The sequence below is a fragment of the Pseudomonas sp. 910_23 genome (genome assembly GCF_052850795.1).
The window spans coordinates 140,312-156,182 of sequence record NZ_VXCZ01000019.1 but is presented as its reverse complement, the minus strand read 5'-3'; the positions used below and the strand labels follow the sequence as shown (position 1 = coordinate 156,182).

12 protein-coding genes, 4 tRNA genes and 1 pseudogene are annotated in these 15,871 nt (G+C 59.3%); 10 read left to right on the top strand and 7 right to left on the bottom strand.

Annotated features, from left to right (window positions below; translation table 11 throughout):
• Positions 1–269: 269 nt before the first annotated feature.
• The gene (locus FW800_RS21670; RefSeq protein WP_248132379.1) at positions 270–1,277 is read right to left on the bottom strand and encodes an NADP-dependent oxidoreductase; all 1,008 of its coding nucleotides are present in this window, start codon (positions 1,275–1,277) and stop codon (positions 270–272) included.
• Positions 1,278–1,505: 228 nt separating this feature from the next.
• Here FW800_RS21670 and FW800_RS21665 point away from each other — a divergent pair, with 228 nt between their 5' ends.
• The 4 genes and pseudogenes from FW800_RS21665 to FW800_RS21650 all read left to right on the top strand — a co-directional run bounded on the left by FW800_RS21665 (position 1,506) and on the right by FW800_RS21650 (position 5,961).
• Positions 1,506–2,267, top strand: coding sequence for an SDR family oxidoreductase (locus FW800_RS21665; protein WP_032877073.1), 762 nt, complete (start codon positions 1,506–1,508; stop codon positions 2,265–2,267).
• A 200-nt stretch (positions 2,268–2,467) separates the two neighbouring features.
• A complete protein-coding gene (locus FW800_RS21660; protein ID WP_032877072.1) occupies positions 2,468–3,880 on the top strand; it encodes an aminotransferase-like domain-containing protein in 1,413 nt (470 codons plus the stop codon).
• An 80-nt stretch (positions 3,881–3,960) separates the two neighbouring features.
• A pseudogene (locus FW800_RS21655) lies at positions 3,961–5,055 on the top strand (HAMP domain-containing protein); the annotation flags it as partial.
• Positions 5,044–5,961, top strand: coding sequence for a methyl-accepting chemotaxis protein (locus tag FW800_RS21650; protein ID WP_442961457.1), 918 nt, complete (start codon positions 5,044–5,046; stop codon positions 5,959–5,961). The pseudogene FW800_RS21655 and the gene FW800_RS21650, both read left to right, overlap by 12 nt.
• 35 nt (positions 5,962–5,996) lie before the next feature.
• On the opposite strand, the gene FW800_RS21645 is transcribed toward FW800_RS21650, so the two are convergent.
• Together FW800_RS21645 and FW800_RS21640 are read right to left on the bottom strand one after the other, a co-directional pair.
• Positions 5,997–6,809, bottom strand: coding sequence for an alpha/beta fold hydrolase (locus tag FW800_RS21645; RefSeq protein WP_446438435.1), 813 nt, complete (start codon positions 6,807–6,809; stop codon positions 5,997–5,999).
• Between the two features lie 135 nt (positions 6,810–6,944).
• Positions 6,945–7,703 (bottom strand): hypothetical protein, encoded by a 759-nt coding sequence (locus tag FW800_RS21640; RefSeq protein WP_005786648.1) that lies wholly within the window; start codon positions 7,701–7,703, stop codon positions 6,945–6,947.
• Between the two features lie 369 nt (positions 7,704–8,072).
• On the opposite strand from FW800_RS21640, the gene FW800_RS21635 reads away from it, so the two are divergent.
• The 4 genes from FW800_RS21635 (at position 8,073) to FW800_RS21620 (ending at position 8,487) form a co-directional block, all read left to right on the top strand.
• A tRNA-Glu gene (locus FW800_RS21635) sits at positions 8,073–8,148 on the top strand.
• Positions 8,149–8,151: 3 nt separating this feature from the next.
• A tRNA-Gly gene (locus FW800_RS21630) sits at positions 8,152–8,227 on the top strand.
• A 105-nt stretch (positions 8,228–8,332) separates the two neighbouring features.
• Positions 8,333–8,408 (top strand) — tRNA-Glu (locus tag FW800_RS21625).
• 3 nt (positions 8,409–8,411) lie between these two features.
• Positions 8,412–8,487, top strand: a tRNA-Gly gene (locus FW800_RS21620).
• 78 nt (positions 8,488–8,565) lie between these two features.
• Here the strand turns inward: FW800_RS21620 and FW800_RS21615 are convergent.
• Positions 8,566–9,357, bottom strand: coding sequence for a response regulator transcription factor (locus FW800_RS21615; RefSeq protein ID WP_446438434.1), 792 nt, complete (start codon positions 9,355–9,357; stop codon positions 8,566–8,568).
• A 136-nt stretch (positions 9,358–9,493) separates the two neighbouring features.
• Here FW800_RS21615 and FW800_RS21610 point away from each other — a divergent pair, with 136 nt between their 5' ends.
• Both FW800_RS21610 and FW800_RS21605 read left to right on the top strand, forming a co-directional pair.
• A complete protein-coding gene (locus tag FW800_RS21610) occupies positions 9,494–10,597 on the top strand; it encodes a polyamine ABC transporter substrate-binding protein (RefSeq protein ID WP_446438433.1) in 1,104 nt (367 codons plus the stop codon).
• Positions 10,598–10,645: 48 nt separating this feature from the next.
• Positions 10,646–10,933, top strand: coding sequence for a hypothetical protein (locus FW800_RS21605; RefSeq protein ID WP_005786654.1), 288 nt, complete (start codon positions 10,646–10,648; stop codon positions 10,931–10,933).
• 98 nt (positions 10,934–11,031) lie between these two features.
• Here FW800_RS21605 and FW800_RS21600 read toward each other — a convergent pair whose 3' ends face one another.
• From FW800_RS21600 to pdxR, 3 genes are all read right to left on the bottom strand, one after another.
• Complete coding sequence (locus FW800_RS21600) at positions 11,032–12,036, bottom strand: NAD(P)/FAD-dependent oxidoreductase (protein ID WP_248129107.1); 1,005 nt, start codon at positions 12,034–12,036, stop codon at positions 11,032–11,034.
• Positions 12,023–14,203 carry a hypothetical protein gene (locus FW800_RS21595; protein ID WP_446438432.1) on the bottom strand — a complete coding sequence of 727 codons (2,181 nt, stop codon included), beginning with the start codon at positions 14,201–14,203 and terminating at the stop codon, positions 12,023–12,025. The genes FW800_RS21600 and FW800_RS21595 overlap by 14 nt, the downstream gene beginning before the upstream one ends.
• Positions 14,204–14,316: 113 nt before the next feature.
• Positions 14,317–15,807 carry a MocR-like pyridoxine biosynthesis transcription factor PdxR gene (gene pdxR / locus FW800_RS21590; RefSeq protein WP_446438431.1) on the bottom strand — a complete coding sequence of 497 codons (1,491 nt, stop codon included), beginning with the start codon at positions 15,805–15,807 and terminating at the stop codon, positions 14,317–14,319.
• Between the last annotated feature and the right edge of the window lie 64 nt (positions 15,808–15,871).

Here is a 15,871-nt window from a genome sequence, read left to right as displayed (position 1 = left end):
AAGCAGAGCAAGAGCAAGAGCAAGAGCAAGAGCAAGAGCAAGAGCAAAAGCAAGAGCAAGCAGCGAGTCAGCATGGTCATCGTGGGCAAGCCCTAATGCCAGTCAGTCAAGCGTACATCGCCCTCTGTAGGAGCGAGCTTGCTCGCGAAAAACGTCGACGATAACGCGTGTTGTCTGAATGAACGCGGTGTCTGTGAGTTTTTCGCGAGCAAGCTCACTCCTACAAAAGCCTAGGGCAAGCCCCCTCCCACATTTAGATCTGCCGTGTGTCAGCTGACTTTCAGTATCAACTTCCCGAAGTTCTCGCCGCTGAACAGCTTCATCAGCGTTTCCGGGAAGGTCTCCAGCCCCTCGACAATATCTTCCTTGCTCTTGAGCTTGCCCTGGGCCATCCAGCCGGCCATTTCCTGCCCGGCCGCCGCGAAGTTCGCCGCGTGGTCCATCACCACAAACCCTTCCATGCGCGCACGGTTGACCAGCAACGACAAGTAGTTGGCCGGACCTTTGACGGCTTCCTTGTTGTTGTATTGGCTGATCGCGCCGCAAATCACCACGCGGGCTTTGAGTGCCAGGCGGCTGAGCACGGCGTCGAGAATATCGCCGCCGACGTTATCGAAATATACGTCCACGCCTTTGGGGCACTCGCGTTTGAGGGCGGCGGGTACGTCTTCGCTTTTGTAGTCGATGGCGGCGTCAAAGCCCAGCTCATCGAGCAGGAACTTGCACTTGTCGGCACCGCCGGCAATCCCCACCACGCGGCAGCCTTTGATCTTGGCGATCTGCCCGGCGATGCTGCCCACGGCACCCGCGGCGCCGGAAATGACCACGGTGTCACCGGCTTTCGGCGCACCGGTCTCCAGCAGGGCGAAGTAAGCCGTCATGCCGGTCATGCCCAGGGCAGACAGGTAACGGGGCAGGGGCGCAAGCTTGGGGTCGACCTTGTAGAAACCACGGGGCTCGCCGAGGAAGTAATCCTGCACGCCCAGGGCGCCATTCACGTAGTCCCCCACCGCGAAGTTCGGATGGTTCGAGGCAATCACCTTGCCGACGCCCAGCGCCCGCATCACTTCGCCGATGCCGACCGGCGGGATGTAGGACTTGCCCTCATTCATCCAGCCACGCATGGCCGGGTCGAGGGACAGGTATTCATTGCGTACCAGGACCTGACCGTCGGCAGGCGTGCCCACCGGCACTTCCTGGTAGGTGAAGGTCTCTCGCGTGGCCGCACCGACCGGGCGTTTGGCGAGCAGGAATTGGCGGTTGGTCTGGGCGGTCATGGCAAGGACTCTTTGGAAATGAATCATGAGTGATAGCCCTTCAGTGACGCCAGGGCAAGGTTGTCTGCGGGAGGCGAATGCCCGTCGATAGGCATCGCTGATAACCATCCGGGTAGACTTATCACTGCGATTCATGCAGCGCTAACCCGCCGTCTGATAGTGCTGACGCGCTGATCCCTGTGTTGGCTAGACTCGCGCCACCGTTACCACTCCCATAGGACAGTTCCCATGAGCATGACATTTTCTGGCCAGGTCGCCCTGGTAACCGGCGCCGCCGCGGGTATTGGTCGCGCCACTGCGCTGGCGTTCGCGGCCGAAGGCTTGAAGGTGGTCGTTGCCGACCTCGACGTGGCGGGGGGCGAGGGGACTGTTGCGCTGATCCGCCAGGCCGGCGGCGAAGGGGTGTTTGTGCGTTGCAACGTCACGCTCGAAACGGACGTACAGCAATTGATGGCGCAGACGGTCGCCATCTATGGACGACTGGACTATGCCTTCAACAACGCCGGGATTGAGATCGAGAAAGGCAAGCTGGCCGACGGCAGCCTGGATGAGTTCGATGCCATCATGGGGGTTAACGTCAAAGGCGTCTGGTTGTGCATGAAGTATCAGTTGCCGCTGTTGTTGGCCCAGGGCGGCGGAGCAATCGTCAACACGGCATCGGTGGCCGGGCTGGGGGCGGCGCCGAAGATGAGCATCTATGCGGCGTCCAAACACGCAGTGATCGGCCTGACCAAGTCGGCAGCCATTGAGTATGCGAAAAAGAAGATCCGCGTGAACGCGGTCTGCCCTGCCGTGATCGATACCGACATGTTTCGCCGCGCCTACGAGGCCGACCCGCGCAAAGCCGAATTCGCGGCGGCCATGCATCCGGTCGGGCGCATCGGCAAGGTTGAGGAAGTCGCCAGCGCCGTATTGTACCTGTGCAGTGATGGTGCCGCCTTTACCACCGGCCAGTCACTGGCGGTGGATGGCGGCGCGACGGCGATCTAGGACGGCAAGTCGCACGGCATTCGAAAATAGGGCGAGGTGCTGTGGGGCGTTTCCATAGGGGGCAGTGGGCCGTGTTCGAATATGTATCAGTAGGTAAATAATCCAATAAAATCAATACTTTAATAAAAGTTGGCAGCAAGTTTTGGCGGGCTTCTGTGCTTAACTGTTTTGGGTTAACAAACAGTTGAAGTGAGTGGCTCATGGATTTAGGGATCGATCGACAAGCCCTGGTACCGGTTGTTCAGCAAATCGTCAGCGCGGTGGCCCATTGGATTCGCAAGGAAGGAGTGAGCCCTGGAACGCGCTTGCCGTCCATTCGGCAACTGGCCCTCGACAACCTGCTGAGCCAGTCCAGCGTGATCGAGGCGTTCGAGCGGTTGGTGGCCCAGGGCCTGTTGGCTCCGAAGCACGGCTCGGGTTTTGTGGTGGCGCAACCCGCCACTGACCAGGAACGCCACTGGTACGAAGGCGCGGAGCAACTGTGGGGCGCTTTTACCGATAGCCCGCTGGGCGAGCTGAAGCTGGGATGCGGCTGGCTGCCGGACGCCTGGCGCGAAAGCGATGACATCAGCTATGCGATCCGCGAACTCAGTCGTACCGATACCGGGGCCTTGTTCAATTACAGTACGCCCTTGGGGCTGCCGGTGCTGCGCGAACAACTGCTCAAGCGTCTGACCCAGATTCACATAGCCACCCGCCTGGACTGTATTCTCACCACCCATGGCGTCAGCCATGCCCAGGACTTGCTGATACGTACCTTGCTCAAGGCTGGTGATGAGGTTGTGGTGGAAACACCCGGGTATGGCAACCTCTATCGCCAGTTGGCGTTGCAGGGTGTCACGCTGCTGGAGGTTCCGCGCGCCCGTGGCGGCCCGGATATCCCAGCCTTGGAGATATTGCTGCAAACCCATCGGCCCAAGTGCCTGTTCATCAATAGCCTTTATCACAATCCCACCGGCACCAGCCTGTGCCGCTCGGTGGCGCAGCGGTTGTTGGAACTGGCGCGAGAGCGGGATTTCCTGATCATCGAAGAGGATGTCTACGGCGACCTGCAACATGCCAGTTGCACGCGCTTGTCGGCGCTGGACCACAATGACCGGGTGATCTATGTGTCGAGTTTTTCCAAGACCCTGAGCAGCGCCCTGCGCGTGGGTTACCTCTGCGCCAGTGCCACGCTCATTGCGCAATTGGCTCACCTCAAGACCCTGACGGGGCTCGGCACCTCGCGCTTTGCCGAAGCCATGGTGGCAACCTTGTTGAGCAACGGCACTTACCGTAAGTGGGTGCAGCGCCTGCGCAAGCACCTGAATGCGCAGATGGCTGCGACTTTACAGGTGCTGGAGGATGAAGAGTGGCAGGTCTTTGCCGTTCCCGCAGGGGGCATGTTCCTGTGGGCGCGACCGGGCATCCCGGACCCATCGCGGCTGCAGGCCTGTGCACGGCGGCTCGGCGTGCTGCTGTCGCCCGGCGCGCTGTTCAGCCCCACCGGGGAGCGTAGCGACTGGCTACGCATCAATGTGGCCTATGCAGGGGATCAGCGCGCACTGGCGTTGTTCCGTGCCATGGGGCCGACCAGATCGACCTCGACCATTCTGAAAACGACGGGCATGTAGCTTTTTGCCATTATTGCGACGCCAGCGGCTTGTGCTCGGGGCCTCGGGGTTGCCACTCTGACTGCTTGTAAACCTGGTTTATGGCATCTGCCATTGCAAGAGGATCAAGTGCAATGATTTGGGGCGTGCAACGACGATTCGCCAACCTTGGCATGGCAAAAAAACTGGGCTTGGGTTTTACCTTGGTACTCCTTCTGACGGCCCTGGTAGCGGCGATCGGTGTAGGGGCCCTGCACACCGTCGGTCAGCGCTTTGATGGCCTCAAGCAGATGTCTTCGCTCAATAGCGAGCTGCTCAAGGTGCGCCTGATCGAGCAGAACTACGCGCTGCACGCCGACCCCAAGGCTGTTGACGCCCTGCATAACAGTGTTGACGCATTGCTGGCCCAGGCCATCAGCCTCAAGGCCCGGTCCGCCGTCAACGAGCGAGTGATGAGTGATGTCGAGCAAGCTTTGATTGCCTATCGCAAGGCGTTTGACGAGTTCGTCGACTTGACCCAGGCCAAGGATCTGGCGCTGGAAATGGCCAGTTGGTCGGTGTCCAGCGTGGCCAATAACCTGGACGTGTTGCAAGCCGGCCTCGCCGACGACGGCGCTTATGGCCTCAAGGAAAGCCAGGGCAAGGAGGGCGCCGAGTTTATCGAGCAGGCGGGGCAGGTCAGCCAGGTGTCGCGCCTGATGCTGCAAGCCATGAACGAAGCGCGAGTGCGCCTGGATCAGAGCCGCAAGGCTGAAACAGACGACGGCGCACAGGGCAAGATCGAGCAGGCCGACCAGGCCCTGGCCGAGGTCGAAAAGCTGAAAACCAGCGTCAAGGACGCGGGCTACCAGACCGTACTCAACGAAGTCAGCGGGCATATCGCGTCATTCAGTGAAAAGCTCGGCGAGTACACCGGGCTGCTGGCCCAGGAAAAGCTGGTCTATACGCAACTGCATGATCGCGCCGAGCAAGTGGTCAGCCAGGTCAATCAGGCGTACGCCGCTGAAGATCAGTCCATGCAGGCGCAGTTGCAGCGCAGCACGCTGCTGATCATCGCTTCCTCGGCCTTGGCGTTGCTGGTGGGCTTGATTGCTGCTTGGCTGATTACCCGTTTGATCGTTGCGCCGTTGCGCAGCGTGATCGCCGTGGCCCAGCAGATTGCCTCGGGTGACCTGAGCGGGCGCATGGAGGTCAGCCGCCGCGATGAAATTGGCCAATTGATGCAAGCCATGCAGCAGATGAGCAGCGGTTTGAGCCAGATGGTCAGCGGGTTGCAGGCCGGCATTGAACAATTGGCCAGTTCCGCGCATTCGCTGTCCAGCGTTACCGAACAGACCAACCACGAGGTCAACAGTCAGAAGGAAGAAACCGAACAGGTTGCCACGGCGATGAACCAGATGACCGCCACGGTGCACGATGTGGCGCGCAATGCCGAGCAAGCGGCGCAAGCTGCACAGACGGCGGATGCCAAGGTCGACAGCGGCCAGCAGGTGGTGCGCATGAGCTTGCAGCGTATCGAATTGCTGGCCACGTCAAGCAACAGTGCCAGCGCGAGTATCGAAAGCCTCAGCGCAGAGATCCAGAACATTGGCGCCGTGCTGAGCGTGATCAATAGCGTGGCCGAGCAGACTAATCTGCTGGCCTTGAACGCCGCCATCGAAGCGGCGCGTGCCGGTGAGCAGGGGCGTGGCTTTGCCGTGGTGGCCGACGAGGTACGGGCCCTGGCCAAGCGCACCCAGCAATCGACCGAGGAGATCGAACGGCTGGTCAGCACCTTGCGCAGTGCGGCGCAGTCGTCGGTGCAGCAGATCCAGCAAAGTGGCGAACTGGTGAAACTGGCGGTCGGTGATGCCCTGCAAACCGAAAGTGCCTTGGGCAGCATTGCGGCCGCCGTGTCACTGATCCAGCAAATGAACCAACAGATCGCCGCCGCCGCCGAGGAACAAAGCTCGGTGGCCGAAGAGATCAACCGCAGCGTCACCAGTATTCGGGCAAGTGCCGATCATTCTGCGCTGAGTATGCAAGGCAATGCAGCATCAAGCGTCCAGCTGGCGCAGTTGGGCGTGGAACTCCAGGGGATGGTGGGGCATTTCCGCCTGTGATCGCCGCTGGGGTGCGGCGAGCAAGGCGAAGGGGGTCAGGCGTTGTTGGCGAGGAAGGTCAGCAGTGCTTCGTTGACGAAGTCCGGGTTTTCGCGGCTTGAGATATGCCCGGCCTCGGGGATCAGGATCAGGTCGCAACCAATCAGTCCGGCCATTTCCTCGGATTCGGCAGGTGGGCGGGGGGGGTCTTGCTCGCCGCACAATATCAGGGTGGTGTCGGCGTCCAGACGCGGCAATTGCTCCAGGATATCTTCACGGCTGAAGATCAGGCGGCCCAGCGGTACGATGCTATCGAGCAGGCGTTCGCGGGGGAATCCCTGCAGGGATTTGCGAAAGTCCTGATACAGCGCCGATTCACGGTCGATGTTCGGGCGAAAGAAGATCGGTGCGATCACATCCAGTAGCGGCTCGGGGATGGCGCCGGCGTCTTCGATCATCTTGAACAGCGAGAAATAATACTGGCGAGTCGCTTCAGGTTCGGCGCCGAGGTAGGTGTCCATCAGCACCACGCTGTTGATGCGCTCGGGCGCCAGTAGTGCCAGGCGCGCGCCCCACATGCCACCGACCGACAGGCCCACCAGGTTGATCTGCTCGACGTCCAGGTGATCCAGCAGCGCCAGGGCCTGGCGAGCCAGATCATCCAGGGACCGGGTTTGCGTGGGCATCGGGCCCGACTCGCCATGGCCCCACAGCTCGGGGACTATTACACGGTATTGCTGGGACAGCGCTTCAATCTGCGGCGTCCACATGTCGCGAGCCCACAGGTAACTTGAACCAAGCAATACGACCGGGCCGCTGCCCTGGTCGAGGTAATGCAGCGGTTGTCCATCAATCACGGCAACAGGCATAGCAGGCCTCTAACTTCACGGAGTGAGGGGCACTTTTTTACGCTAGTCGGGGGCGGGGGGATAGATGCAAAGTGATGGCATATGGTGTGAGGGTGCCATCCAACTGGCACCCCTCCCACGTTATTGACTGGGCTGTCAGTCGTAGATAGCTTTCTTTTTCCACTCGGCGTCGGCATCGACGACCTTCAAACCTTCGGTCAGCTCGTTGACTTCGTCTTCTGCCGGTTGGCTGTTGGTCAGCACCGTGGAGTTGGCGCGGGCCAGTTGTGACTCCAGCAGTTGCAACTGTGCGCTGTAGAGCACCGGTTCCGGTTGTTTGCGCAAGTACTGCACGCCGCGTTCGAACGCCAGGCGCGCCTGGCCGGGCTGGCCTTGCAGCAGGGCATGTTGGCCGAGGTTGTTGAAGAACTCGATATGCAGCAGTACCAGGATATGGCGGATTTCCTTGATCCAGTGCTTGGCTTCATTGGTTGGCAGGAAACCGTCTTGGGCTGCGCGGGTGACTTGGCCGTGCAGGGCTTCGAGCAAAAAGCGCACGTCCTTGGCCTTGGCTTCGGTCTGGATCGGCGCAGGTGGGTTGGCCACCGGAATCGATTCGCCCTGGGCGATCAACGCATTCAGCTCGCTGATACGTGCCTTGATTGGCGCGCTGGACTTATTGAGGTTCAACAGGCGCTGGTTGACGTTCAGTTCCAGGCGAGCCAGCAACAGTTTGAGCGCCGGGGTCATCAGTTGGCCGGGGAAAGTCTCGGTGATTTCACCGCAGCGACGCAGCCGATCGTTAAGCTCGATCTCGGTACGCTTCTTTTCCAGCTTGTTGTTTTCCACCACGTGGTTCATGTAGCCAATGGCGATCAGTATTACGATCCCGGCTATTACCAGCAGGGTGATCATGAGTGGTGTCACCGGTGTGACCTCTTTATAGGGTTTGCTGTGGAGTGTAGTGACTGGGGCACCCGGCGGATAGGACCGATCGACCAGTTGCCCGGGTAGTTTCTTCTATATAGGTAAGCGCTTCCGAATGGGTGCACATTGCCATCATTTGCCCAGGCAGACTATAACGCCTTGTTGAACGCCAGAATATAGGCGCCAAGGCTCCAGCGGCGACAATGCCCGCACGGGCCGGCAAACCATGGCGAAGTCATTGATTTAAATAAATTTATCCTTGGGGGTTGACGACCTTTCAATCCATCCATAGAATGCGCGCCACTTACAGCGTAAAGCACACAGCGAAACGCGGTAGGGAGTGAATGTTGTACGTGTGTCCCCTTCGTCTAGTGGCCTAGGACACCGCCCTTTCACGGCGGTAACAGGGGTTCGAGTCCCCTAGGGGACGCCATATGCGGGAATAGCTCAGTTGGTAGAGCACGACCTTGCCAAGGTCGGGGTCGCGAGTTCGAGTCTCGTTTCCCGCTCCAATTTACAAGCAGTGTGGCCCTCGGGCGGCATTGAGTGAAACCAGGACCAAGTCTTCGGACGAGGCCTCTGGGCACTGAAATACACACCATGTGTTTCAGTAGCGTGTCCCCTTCGTCTAGTGGCCTAGGACACCGCCCTTTCACGGCGGTAACAGGGGTTCGAGTCCCCTAGGGGACGCCATTTGCGGGAATAGCTCAGTTGGTAGAGCACGACCTTGCCAAGGTCGGGGTCGCGAGTTCGAGTCTCGTTTCCCGCTCCATATTCAACGAAAACGCCGATCAGAAATGATCGGCGTTTTTGTTTGTGCTGAATTTGGCCAGATACGGTTTTGCCGCGTTCAAACGGCCGCATGGGCTTGCGGCCTTGGCATAAAAAATCGGGCAAACAGTTCGGACTGCGATTTGATATTGAGCTTGCTGTAGAGGTTGCGGCGGTGAACTTTGATGGTTTCAGTCGACAGCGCCAGCTTCCCGGCGATTTCCTTGTTGGAAAAACCGCTGAGCAGCAACTTCAGCACGTCTTTCTCGCGTGCTGTTATTTGTGTGTCCAACTGGGTCAGCGCCTCAGTCCATGGAGCCGGTTCGGCGAAGTTCTTTTGCGGGTCAATTTCAAAGCACATGCGTTGATGCATCATTGCCGTCACCCATGGCTTGATCATGTCCAGTAGCGTGACTTGCGCCTGGGTGAAGCGCACGTTACTGCCAAACGACATGCACAAGGTTCTGTCGGCATCGAGTTGCACGTTGTACTGCGCCTCATCGACCGAGATGTATTGCGCGAAATATTGCTGGTAGTACTCGGTTTCAAGAAAGTGTTCCGGCGCAATATCGAGCAGATGGAAGAACCCGCTCTGCGGGTTTTCCCGATTAGCGATATAAAACGGGTCCAGCAGGTAAAGACCTTTCACATACCGATGAATAAAGGCATCCACTTCTTCGCTGTCTGCCACCTCCGGCAGGCTGATCACCCGCACGGCGTGATCGCTGAAAACCAGCACAACCCAGTTGTCTATCTGCACATATTCATTCAATACGCGAATCAATGAGCTCCAGAACTCTGGTCGATCAAGCTGCATGATCAGTTTTCCAACCGATCGATGCCAAGCCAGGTTGTGAAGGTCAAGCGACATGTTCTACCCCTTTAGGGTTAGGGATTTGCAGGCCAGGGCTAAGTACTTGTAGGTATTTACTATTCGACAACGCCCGGTATATTCACCCCGAGCTTACGATAGCCATGAAGGCGCTTCGGGTAACAGGGATAGTCATATGAGTCGATCACACTTGCGAGCTATTTTTTTAGCCTCGCTGCTTGGCGCCGCCATCAGCACGCCGGCCAGCGCCGCGCAATCTTCGGTGTATCTGTATAACTGGTTCGGGTTTCTCGAGCCGCAAACCCCGAAGGAGTTCCAGCAGGAAAGCGGCATCAAGCTGCATATGGATGCCTTCGACAGCGCCGAAACCATGCAGAGCAAAGTCATGGCCGGGCGCACCGGTTATGATCTGGTGGTGGCTACTTCCAATGTGCTGCCCGGCCTGATCAAGGCGGGGGTGTTGCAAGAGCTGGACCGCTCGCAACTGAGTAATCTGTCGCATATCGATCCCGGTATCCTGTCTCTGCTGGCGGTCAATGACCCTGGTAATCGCTACGCCGTACCCTACGTCTGGGGCACCACCGGCATTGGCTACGATGTGGACAAGGTCAAGGCCGCCCTGGGTGATAACGCCCCGGTGGACAGCTGGGATCTGATCTTCAAAGAAGAAAATATCAGCAAGCTCAAGGCCTGTGGCGTGGCCATGCTCGACTCGCCCAGCGAAATCATTTCGATCGCCTTGCACTACCTGGGGCTGCCCAGCAACAGTACCAACCCTGAGGATTACCAGAAGGCCCAGGCCCTGCTGCTGAAAATCCGTCCCTACGTGCTCTATTTCGATTCCTCGCGAATCGACACCGATTTGGCTGACGGCAATATTTGCGCAGTTGTAGGCTGGGCCAATGGTGCGCTGGCTGCGCAGGCGATCAATGAAAAATCCAACAGCGGACGCAAGATTGCCTACAGCCTGCCTCGAGAAGGCGCATTGGTCTGGTCTGAAAACTGGGTACTGCTCAAAGACGCTCGGCACCCCAAGGCCGCGCTGGAGTTCATTAATTACATGCTGCGCCCCCAGGTGATTGCCAAGACTTCCAACTACATGCTCTATCCCAACGCCAATAAAGATGCCACGCAGTTCGTCGAGCAGAAGTTGCGCGATAACCCGTGGATTTATCCCGATAAAAAGACTATGGCCACGCTGGTTCCGCTTGAGCCGTTGCCGTTGAAGGCGGAGCGTATTCGTACCCGGGTCTGGACCAAGGTCAAGAGCGGTACGTGAGTGTAGGCCTATTGGGCGTTTGACCCATGGGCCGGGGAGGGCAACAGCATGCGCCAAGGCGGTGATCAGTGCTATTTGGAGTCAGACGACTACAAAGCGTACAAAGAGATTGAAGAGCAGATCGGCCTCTGCACGCCGGAACAAGCCTGGGCCATGTATTACGTCTCGACGGGCATGGTGCGAGAAAACATCACCCTGGCGGTGATGGAGCACATCGGCAGGGGGAATCGCGCATTGTTGCTTGAATTCCCCGACCTGGTACGGGTCAGGGGGCGAGACTATGAGCCCGGAGCACTCGCGTCCAACTGGCCTTTGTTGCGCAGGCATCGTGGATAACGCCCTGCGCAGCGCCTATGCAAAGCAAAGCTTGATCGTAGGATATCCATGTAAGGCATATTGCACTGGCTACGGCGCTGGGGCTCGTTGAGGTCGTCTCATAGCCAGCCAGGTGGATAAGGGTGGGCTCGATAGAAGCGACGTAGGGCGAGCACGTCTCGCTCGACGGTTTTTTTTACCCAAGCCTGATAAGCCGCTTGCACTGTCATTTCGCCAGCCGGCCAGGACCGACAATCGATAATCGCCGAGGCCGCCTGCATGCCGGATATCAATGCCTTGATCACGCCGTGAGAGGCGCACGGGTCCAGCGTCGCAGCGGCGTCACCGACTAGAAAATAACCGCTCCCGGCTGTCGTGCGGCACAGTCGCCACGAGACATCTGCTCCGCGAATCCGGCCGATCATCCTCAGTGGCTCCAATGCCTTGGGTATCAGGCGGTGCGGCACGTCTTGTGCAAACGCCAGTTGGGTCCAGTGCAGGCAGGTTGGGCTGATGCGGGCAATCCAGTGCCAGCCGTCTGAGTGGGCAAACAGCCCGAGTTTTTCATCCGGCAGGTTGCTGTCTTCGCAGTAGCCGTAACGTGCGACCAACCGCGGTGAAAAACGGCGCAAGGGTATTTTCAATTGGCGTTGCAGCCAGGCGTGATGCCCAGTGGCATCTACTACAAATTGCCCGGTCCATTGTGCTGCTTGCGCCTGGACGCCTTGAACACGACCTTGCTCCAGCAATACCCGGCTCGGATGTCTGAGATGAACGATCTGCACGCCCAGATTGCGTGCCTGTTCAAGTAATTGCTGGTCGAGTAACGCTCGCGGAATCTGGAAGCCCCTCCATTGCTCGTCGCCACTTGCGCTGAATGCCTGGAAACGAGGCGGGCCATCCCAGTGAACCCAATGGCCCGTGTGGCGGTGGTAATTCTGGAGGGTGATCCCCAGTTGGCGCAGCAGCGGCTCAACGCCAGGGTGCAGTGTTTCTCCCGGCCGGTGTCTGGGAAAACTGGTCTTCTCCAGCAGGACTACCCGTAGCCCTCGCTGTGCGCAGTGGATTGCTGCAGCGCAGCCAGCCGGGCCGCCGCCGACAACAACGACGTCAAAGTGACTCATCGAGGTGTCGCCAGGGCTCCCCGTCCCGGCGGATAAGCAGCGCGTCCTGGCTCATATACAGTTCGATCTCTTGCTCTATTTCCACATGACGAAGTTTGAAGTCGTGCGCTGGGGTGCTGATCGCGCCGTGTTTGTAAAGCCTGTAGTACGCCACCTCGCCTTCCAGTCGCAAACCGGCCTCTTGCTGTGCGACTTCGAAAGCTTCGTCCGGTAATTGCACCTGAAAAAACGACAGCAGCGGCCAGCGTTTTCGTTGCTCGCTGTCTGAGCCCGCACCGACTGCTTGATAGGCGCGGCGCATGCCCAGGACACGCTGATGGTACTGCCTGGTGCTGGTCCGCCCGGTCGCGGCCAGTGAGATCCGGCCATCCAGCGCGGCCTGGGTGTAATCGCCGTATTCATAAGCCTGGTATTGAACCAGCGTGCGCCCCTCCAGTTCGATCAGTGAGGGGCCGCTACGCCCATCCCAGGCAGGCTGGTCTAGCAGGCCGATTTCGTTGTCAGTCAGCGGGATGACCGTAGCAGAGACATTGCGTGGTTCGAACGTACGGGTTGAATCAGGCGCCACCCCTGGCCAGTACGAACCCAGTGCAGCACAGATGCGTGCATCTTCCGTGAACGGGCTGGCTAACTGATAGCCACACAGCATATTGGTGAATGGGGCATCTACCAAGCCACGGCCGACTTCCCAGCCAGGCCCGAAGACGCCGCTGGCGAAATCCGGCAGCCAGGATTGTCGCTGGGCATAGGCCTCCGGATGTCCGGGGCTTGGAGTCGTGGACGTTTGGGGGTGCGAGACGATCGCAGTGGCGCCGCGGTCTTCAGCGGAAAAATAACCGCCCCTGAGCGATTGATTGATGAAAAACCGCACATCGGACAGTGGGTTGACTCGCGTGTGCCATACCTGCGGACAGGGTGGGGTGGGACAAGGAAAAACCTGCGGGTCGCTGGACCATTGCTTGAGTTCCCGTTGTCCACACAACGGGTAAAAATCCGGTGCTCCGATAATCGAATAGGCGGCGATGCTCTGCAGTTCCAGTGCTGGACAGAGTGCGCGCACCCAGCCATCGGCCATTGCGTCCTGATAGTGTAAGGCTCGGTAGCCTCCGGCCTTGACGATGGCATCGACATCCTCACGTTGATTCAGGTCTTCAATCGAGCCGTCGTCACGCACATGATGGCGCCCATGCACCAGGCCGCCGGTGCCCGGGGGCATCATGAAGGACAACGGTCGACCTTGGTAGTGAGCCAGCTGCACCAGCCGCTCCTTGGCGTTGGGCACCAGCAAGCCTGGTGCAAAGCCATCGATATCCGCCCAATGACATAACCCCTCGGTAATGACGAAAGGTGCGTTGAGAATGTCAGGCTCTTGCCAACCGGTATTGCGAAAGCGTCTGTGGATTTGACCGATCTTTTCATTGACCTGGTGATTGACCAACTGAACGCTCAGGTCCATACCCGCCACGCACTCGTCGCCGTCGAATACCTTATGCAAGGGCACCCAGAACTCAAGATCATGGTCGATGGATTGAGCATTCATCGGGCCGAACCGCTCGGGCTGACCCACATGCCGTGCCGCTATGAACGCGCCGTAGCGCGCCGGGATAACGCGCATTTGATTGGGCTGGTCCTCGACAAAGGGCAAAAAGCCCCTGCGTTGCGGGTCATACAGCGCTGGCGCCGTACCGACCCGGGCGATTCCGGTGCGGGAAAAGCACAGGTCGGCCTGGCGCCCATGCACGGTCTCGGGGCGGGGGCGGTATTCATAGGCAAACACGGCAATCGCCAGCTCTGCATCACCGGCGGCCAGCCGCAAAACCTCCATGCTGGGAGGATTGGCACCGTAGACATAATTAAGGATGTGTTCGGTTTCAGCAGGGGTAGGGAAGGCTGTGAGTGCACTGGCGTTGATTCCGAGGTTCACATTCGGCGAGGCGAATGCATGAAACAGCAGGCTGGCGGCCGGGTGCCCAGGCTCGACGCCACGTACGCCATCGGCCGAAAAGTCCTCAAAGCCGGGCTGGGTACGATCGATGAGCAGGGGTTTGGCGAGTTCATCGCGCAGGGTTGTCGAGGTTATGTCCAAGCCATGGTGCAGCAACAGATCACGCCAGCCGGTGGGAGCCAGGCGTGTGCAGGCGCGTTCGACAGCGTTGATCAGCGACATCCCGAGTGCTCCGACAGGTTCAGAGGCCAAGGTACGTTAAAGGGGGCGGCGCGGTAACTGACCGAACGGCTAGGTAGGCGGGAAAGGAACCGTCGCACCGGGCCATCACGCGTTCAGCGCCTATCCATCGCTTTCATAGCCTGCGCCAGCCGTTGTGTTGCGTGATGGATCTCATCCCGGTCCAGGGAGGCAAAGCCCAGGCGCAGTGCGTTTTCCGCTTGGTCGCTGGGTGAAAACTGACGACCGCTGCGTACCACCAGCCCATGCTCCAAGGCGGTGTGCACCAAGCGATCCACGTCCAGGCTATCCTCGAAACGCACCCAGAGCGCCAAGCCACCTTCGGGCTCGCGTATCTGTATGCGCTCACCGAATGCCTGGTCCAGGCAGTCGCGCAGCACGGTGCGGCGCGCCCTGTATTCCTTCGAAACGCGGCGCAGGTGTTTTTTCAACTCACCGTGATTGATCAAGTCCGCCAGCATGGTCTGTGCGACCGCATCGGCATCGCCCAGCATCAGTGCGGCATTGCGCTGCAGGGCTTCAATCACTTGCGTGGGGGCCACGATGTAACTGCAACGAAACGTCGAGCCCAGCACCTTGGATAACGAGCCGATATAGATCACATGGCGCTGGGCGCGGTCACTGGCCAGCGGCAGGTAAGGGCGGCCGCTGAAGTGATATTCGTGGTCGTAGTCTTCTTCGATCACGCAAAAGTCATGTTGCGCGGCCAATGCCAGCAAGTGTTGTCGACGTGCGGCATGCAGGCTCACGGTGGTGGGAAATTGGTGGTGGGGCGTGAGGTAGATCAGGCGCACCGTGTGCTCGCGGCATAAGCGCTCGACCTGGTCGGTGCGGCAACCTTCATCGTCGATGTCGACCGTGACCAACTGCGCGCCGAGCTTGCGGAAAATTTCCCACGCCGGCGGGTAGCTCAAACGCTCCACCAGTACCACGTCGCCAGGCTTGATCAGCAGGCTGGCGCTCAGGTACAGGGACATCTGCGTGCCTTGGGTCAGGCAAATATTTTCGGCAGTCACTGTCAGCCCGCGGTTATTGCGCAGCATCTCGGCCAGGGCGCAGCGCAACTGATAGCCGGTGCCCTCACTGCCGTAGCGCACCGTGTTGGAGGCGAAGCTGTTACGCAGCGCATGGCGATAGTAGCGATGCAACACGGCCTGGGGCAGCAAGCGGTGGTCGCTGGTGCCATTGTCGAAGAACAGCGCACTGTGCCGATGTTGAAGCGCGACCACCTGGGCGTTATGGGTGAAATACGGTACCACCGGCTGGTCCAGCAGCAGTGGGGCGAAAGACGGTTGCGCCGCACAGGGCGGGGGCTTTGGCGCCAGTTGCGCATTGACGAATGTGCCACGGCGCGGCTCGCTGATCAGCCAGCCTTTGGTCATCGCTTCTTCATAGGCCAGGATCACCGTCTTGCGGTTGACGTCGAGCATTTGTGCCATTTCCCGTGTGCCCGGCAGCAACGTCCCAGGCGGCAGGCGCCCTTCGACAATCGCGGCGACCAAGCCTTCGGCAATCTTGCGATAGGACGCCTGGCGGGTGTTGTCGTCAAGCTTGAGCAGGGGGCGCCATTTACGCAACTGGACCATCTGAAGTATCCAAATCTGGAGGTTTTAATGGTCCTAGTCTAGCGTAACAATCCAGGCCTCACTT

Bases quoted from the DNA above. Each gene is read 5' to 3' on its own strand.
- FW800_RS21615 (WP_446438434.1), bottom strand. From the start codon at position 9,357: ATGTCGCTTGACCTTCACAACCTGGCTTGGCATCGATCGGTTGGAAAA.
- FW800_RS21660 (WP_032877072.1), top strand. From the start codon at position 2,468: ATGGATTTAGGGATCGATCGACAAGCCCTGGTACCGGTTGTTCAGCAA.
- FW800_RS21610 (WP_446438433.1), top strand. From the start codon at position 9,494: ATGAGTCGATCACACTTGCGAGCTATTTTTTTAGCCTCGCTGCTTGGC.
- FW800_RS21640 (WP_005786648.1), bottom strand. From the start codon at position 7,703: ATGATCACCCTGCTGGTAATAGCCGGGATCGTAATACTGATCGCCATT.
- FW800_RS21665 (WP_032877073.1), top strand. From the start codon at position 1,506: ATGAGCATGACATTTTCTGGCCAGGTCGCCCTGGTAACCGGCGCCGCC.
- FW800_RS21670 (WP_248132379.1), bottom strand. From the start codon at position 1,277: ATGACCGCCCAGACCAACCGCCAATTCCTGCTCGCCAAACGCCCGGTC.
- FW800_RS21650 (WP_442961457.1), top strand. From the start codon at position 5,044: ATGGAGGTCAGCCGCCGCGATGAAATTGGCCAATTGATGCAAGCCATG.
- FW800_RS21600 (WP_248129107.1), bottom strand. From the start codon at position 12,036: ATGAGTCACTTTGACGTCGTTGTTGTCGGCGGCGGCCCGGCTGGCTGC.
- FW800_RS21595 (WP_446438432.1), bottom strand. From the start codon at position 14,203: ATGTCGCTGATCAACGCTGTCGAACGCGCCTGCACACGCCTGGCTCCC.
- FW800_RS21605 (WP_005786654.1), top strand. From the start codon at position 10,646: ATGCGCCAAGGCGGTGATCAGTGCTATTTGGAGTCAGACGACTACAAA.
- FW800_RS21645 (WP_446438435.1), bottom strand. From the start codon at position 6,809: ATGCCTGTTGCCGTGATTGATGGACAACCGCTGCATTACCTCGACCAG.
- pdxR (WP_446438431.1), bottom strand. From the start codon at position 15,807: ATGGTCCAGTTGCGTAAATGGCGCCCCCTGCTCAAGCTTGACGACAAC.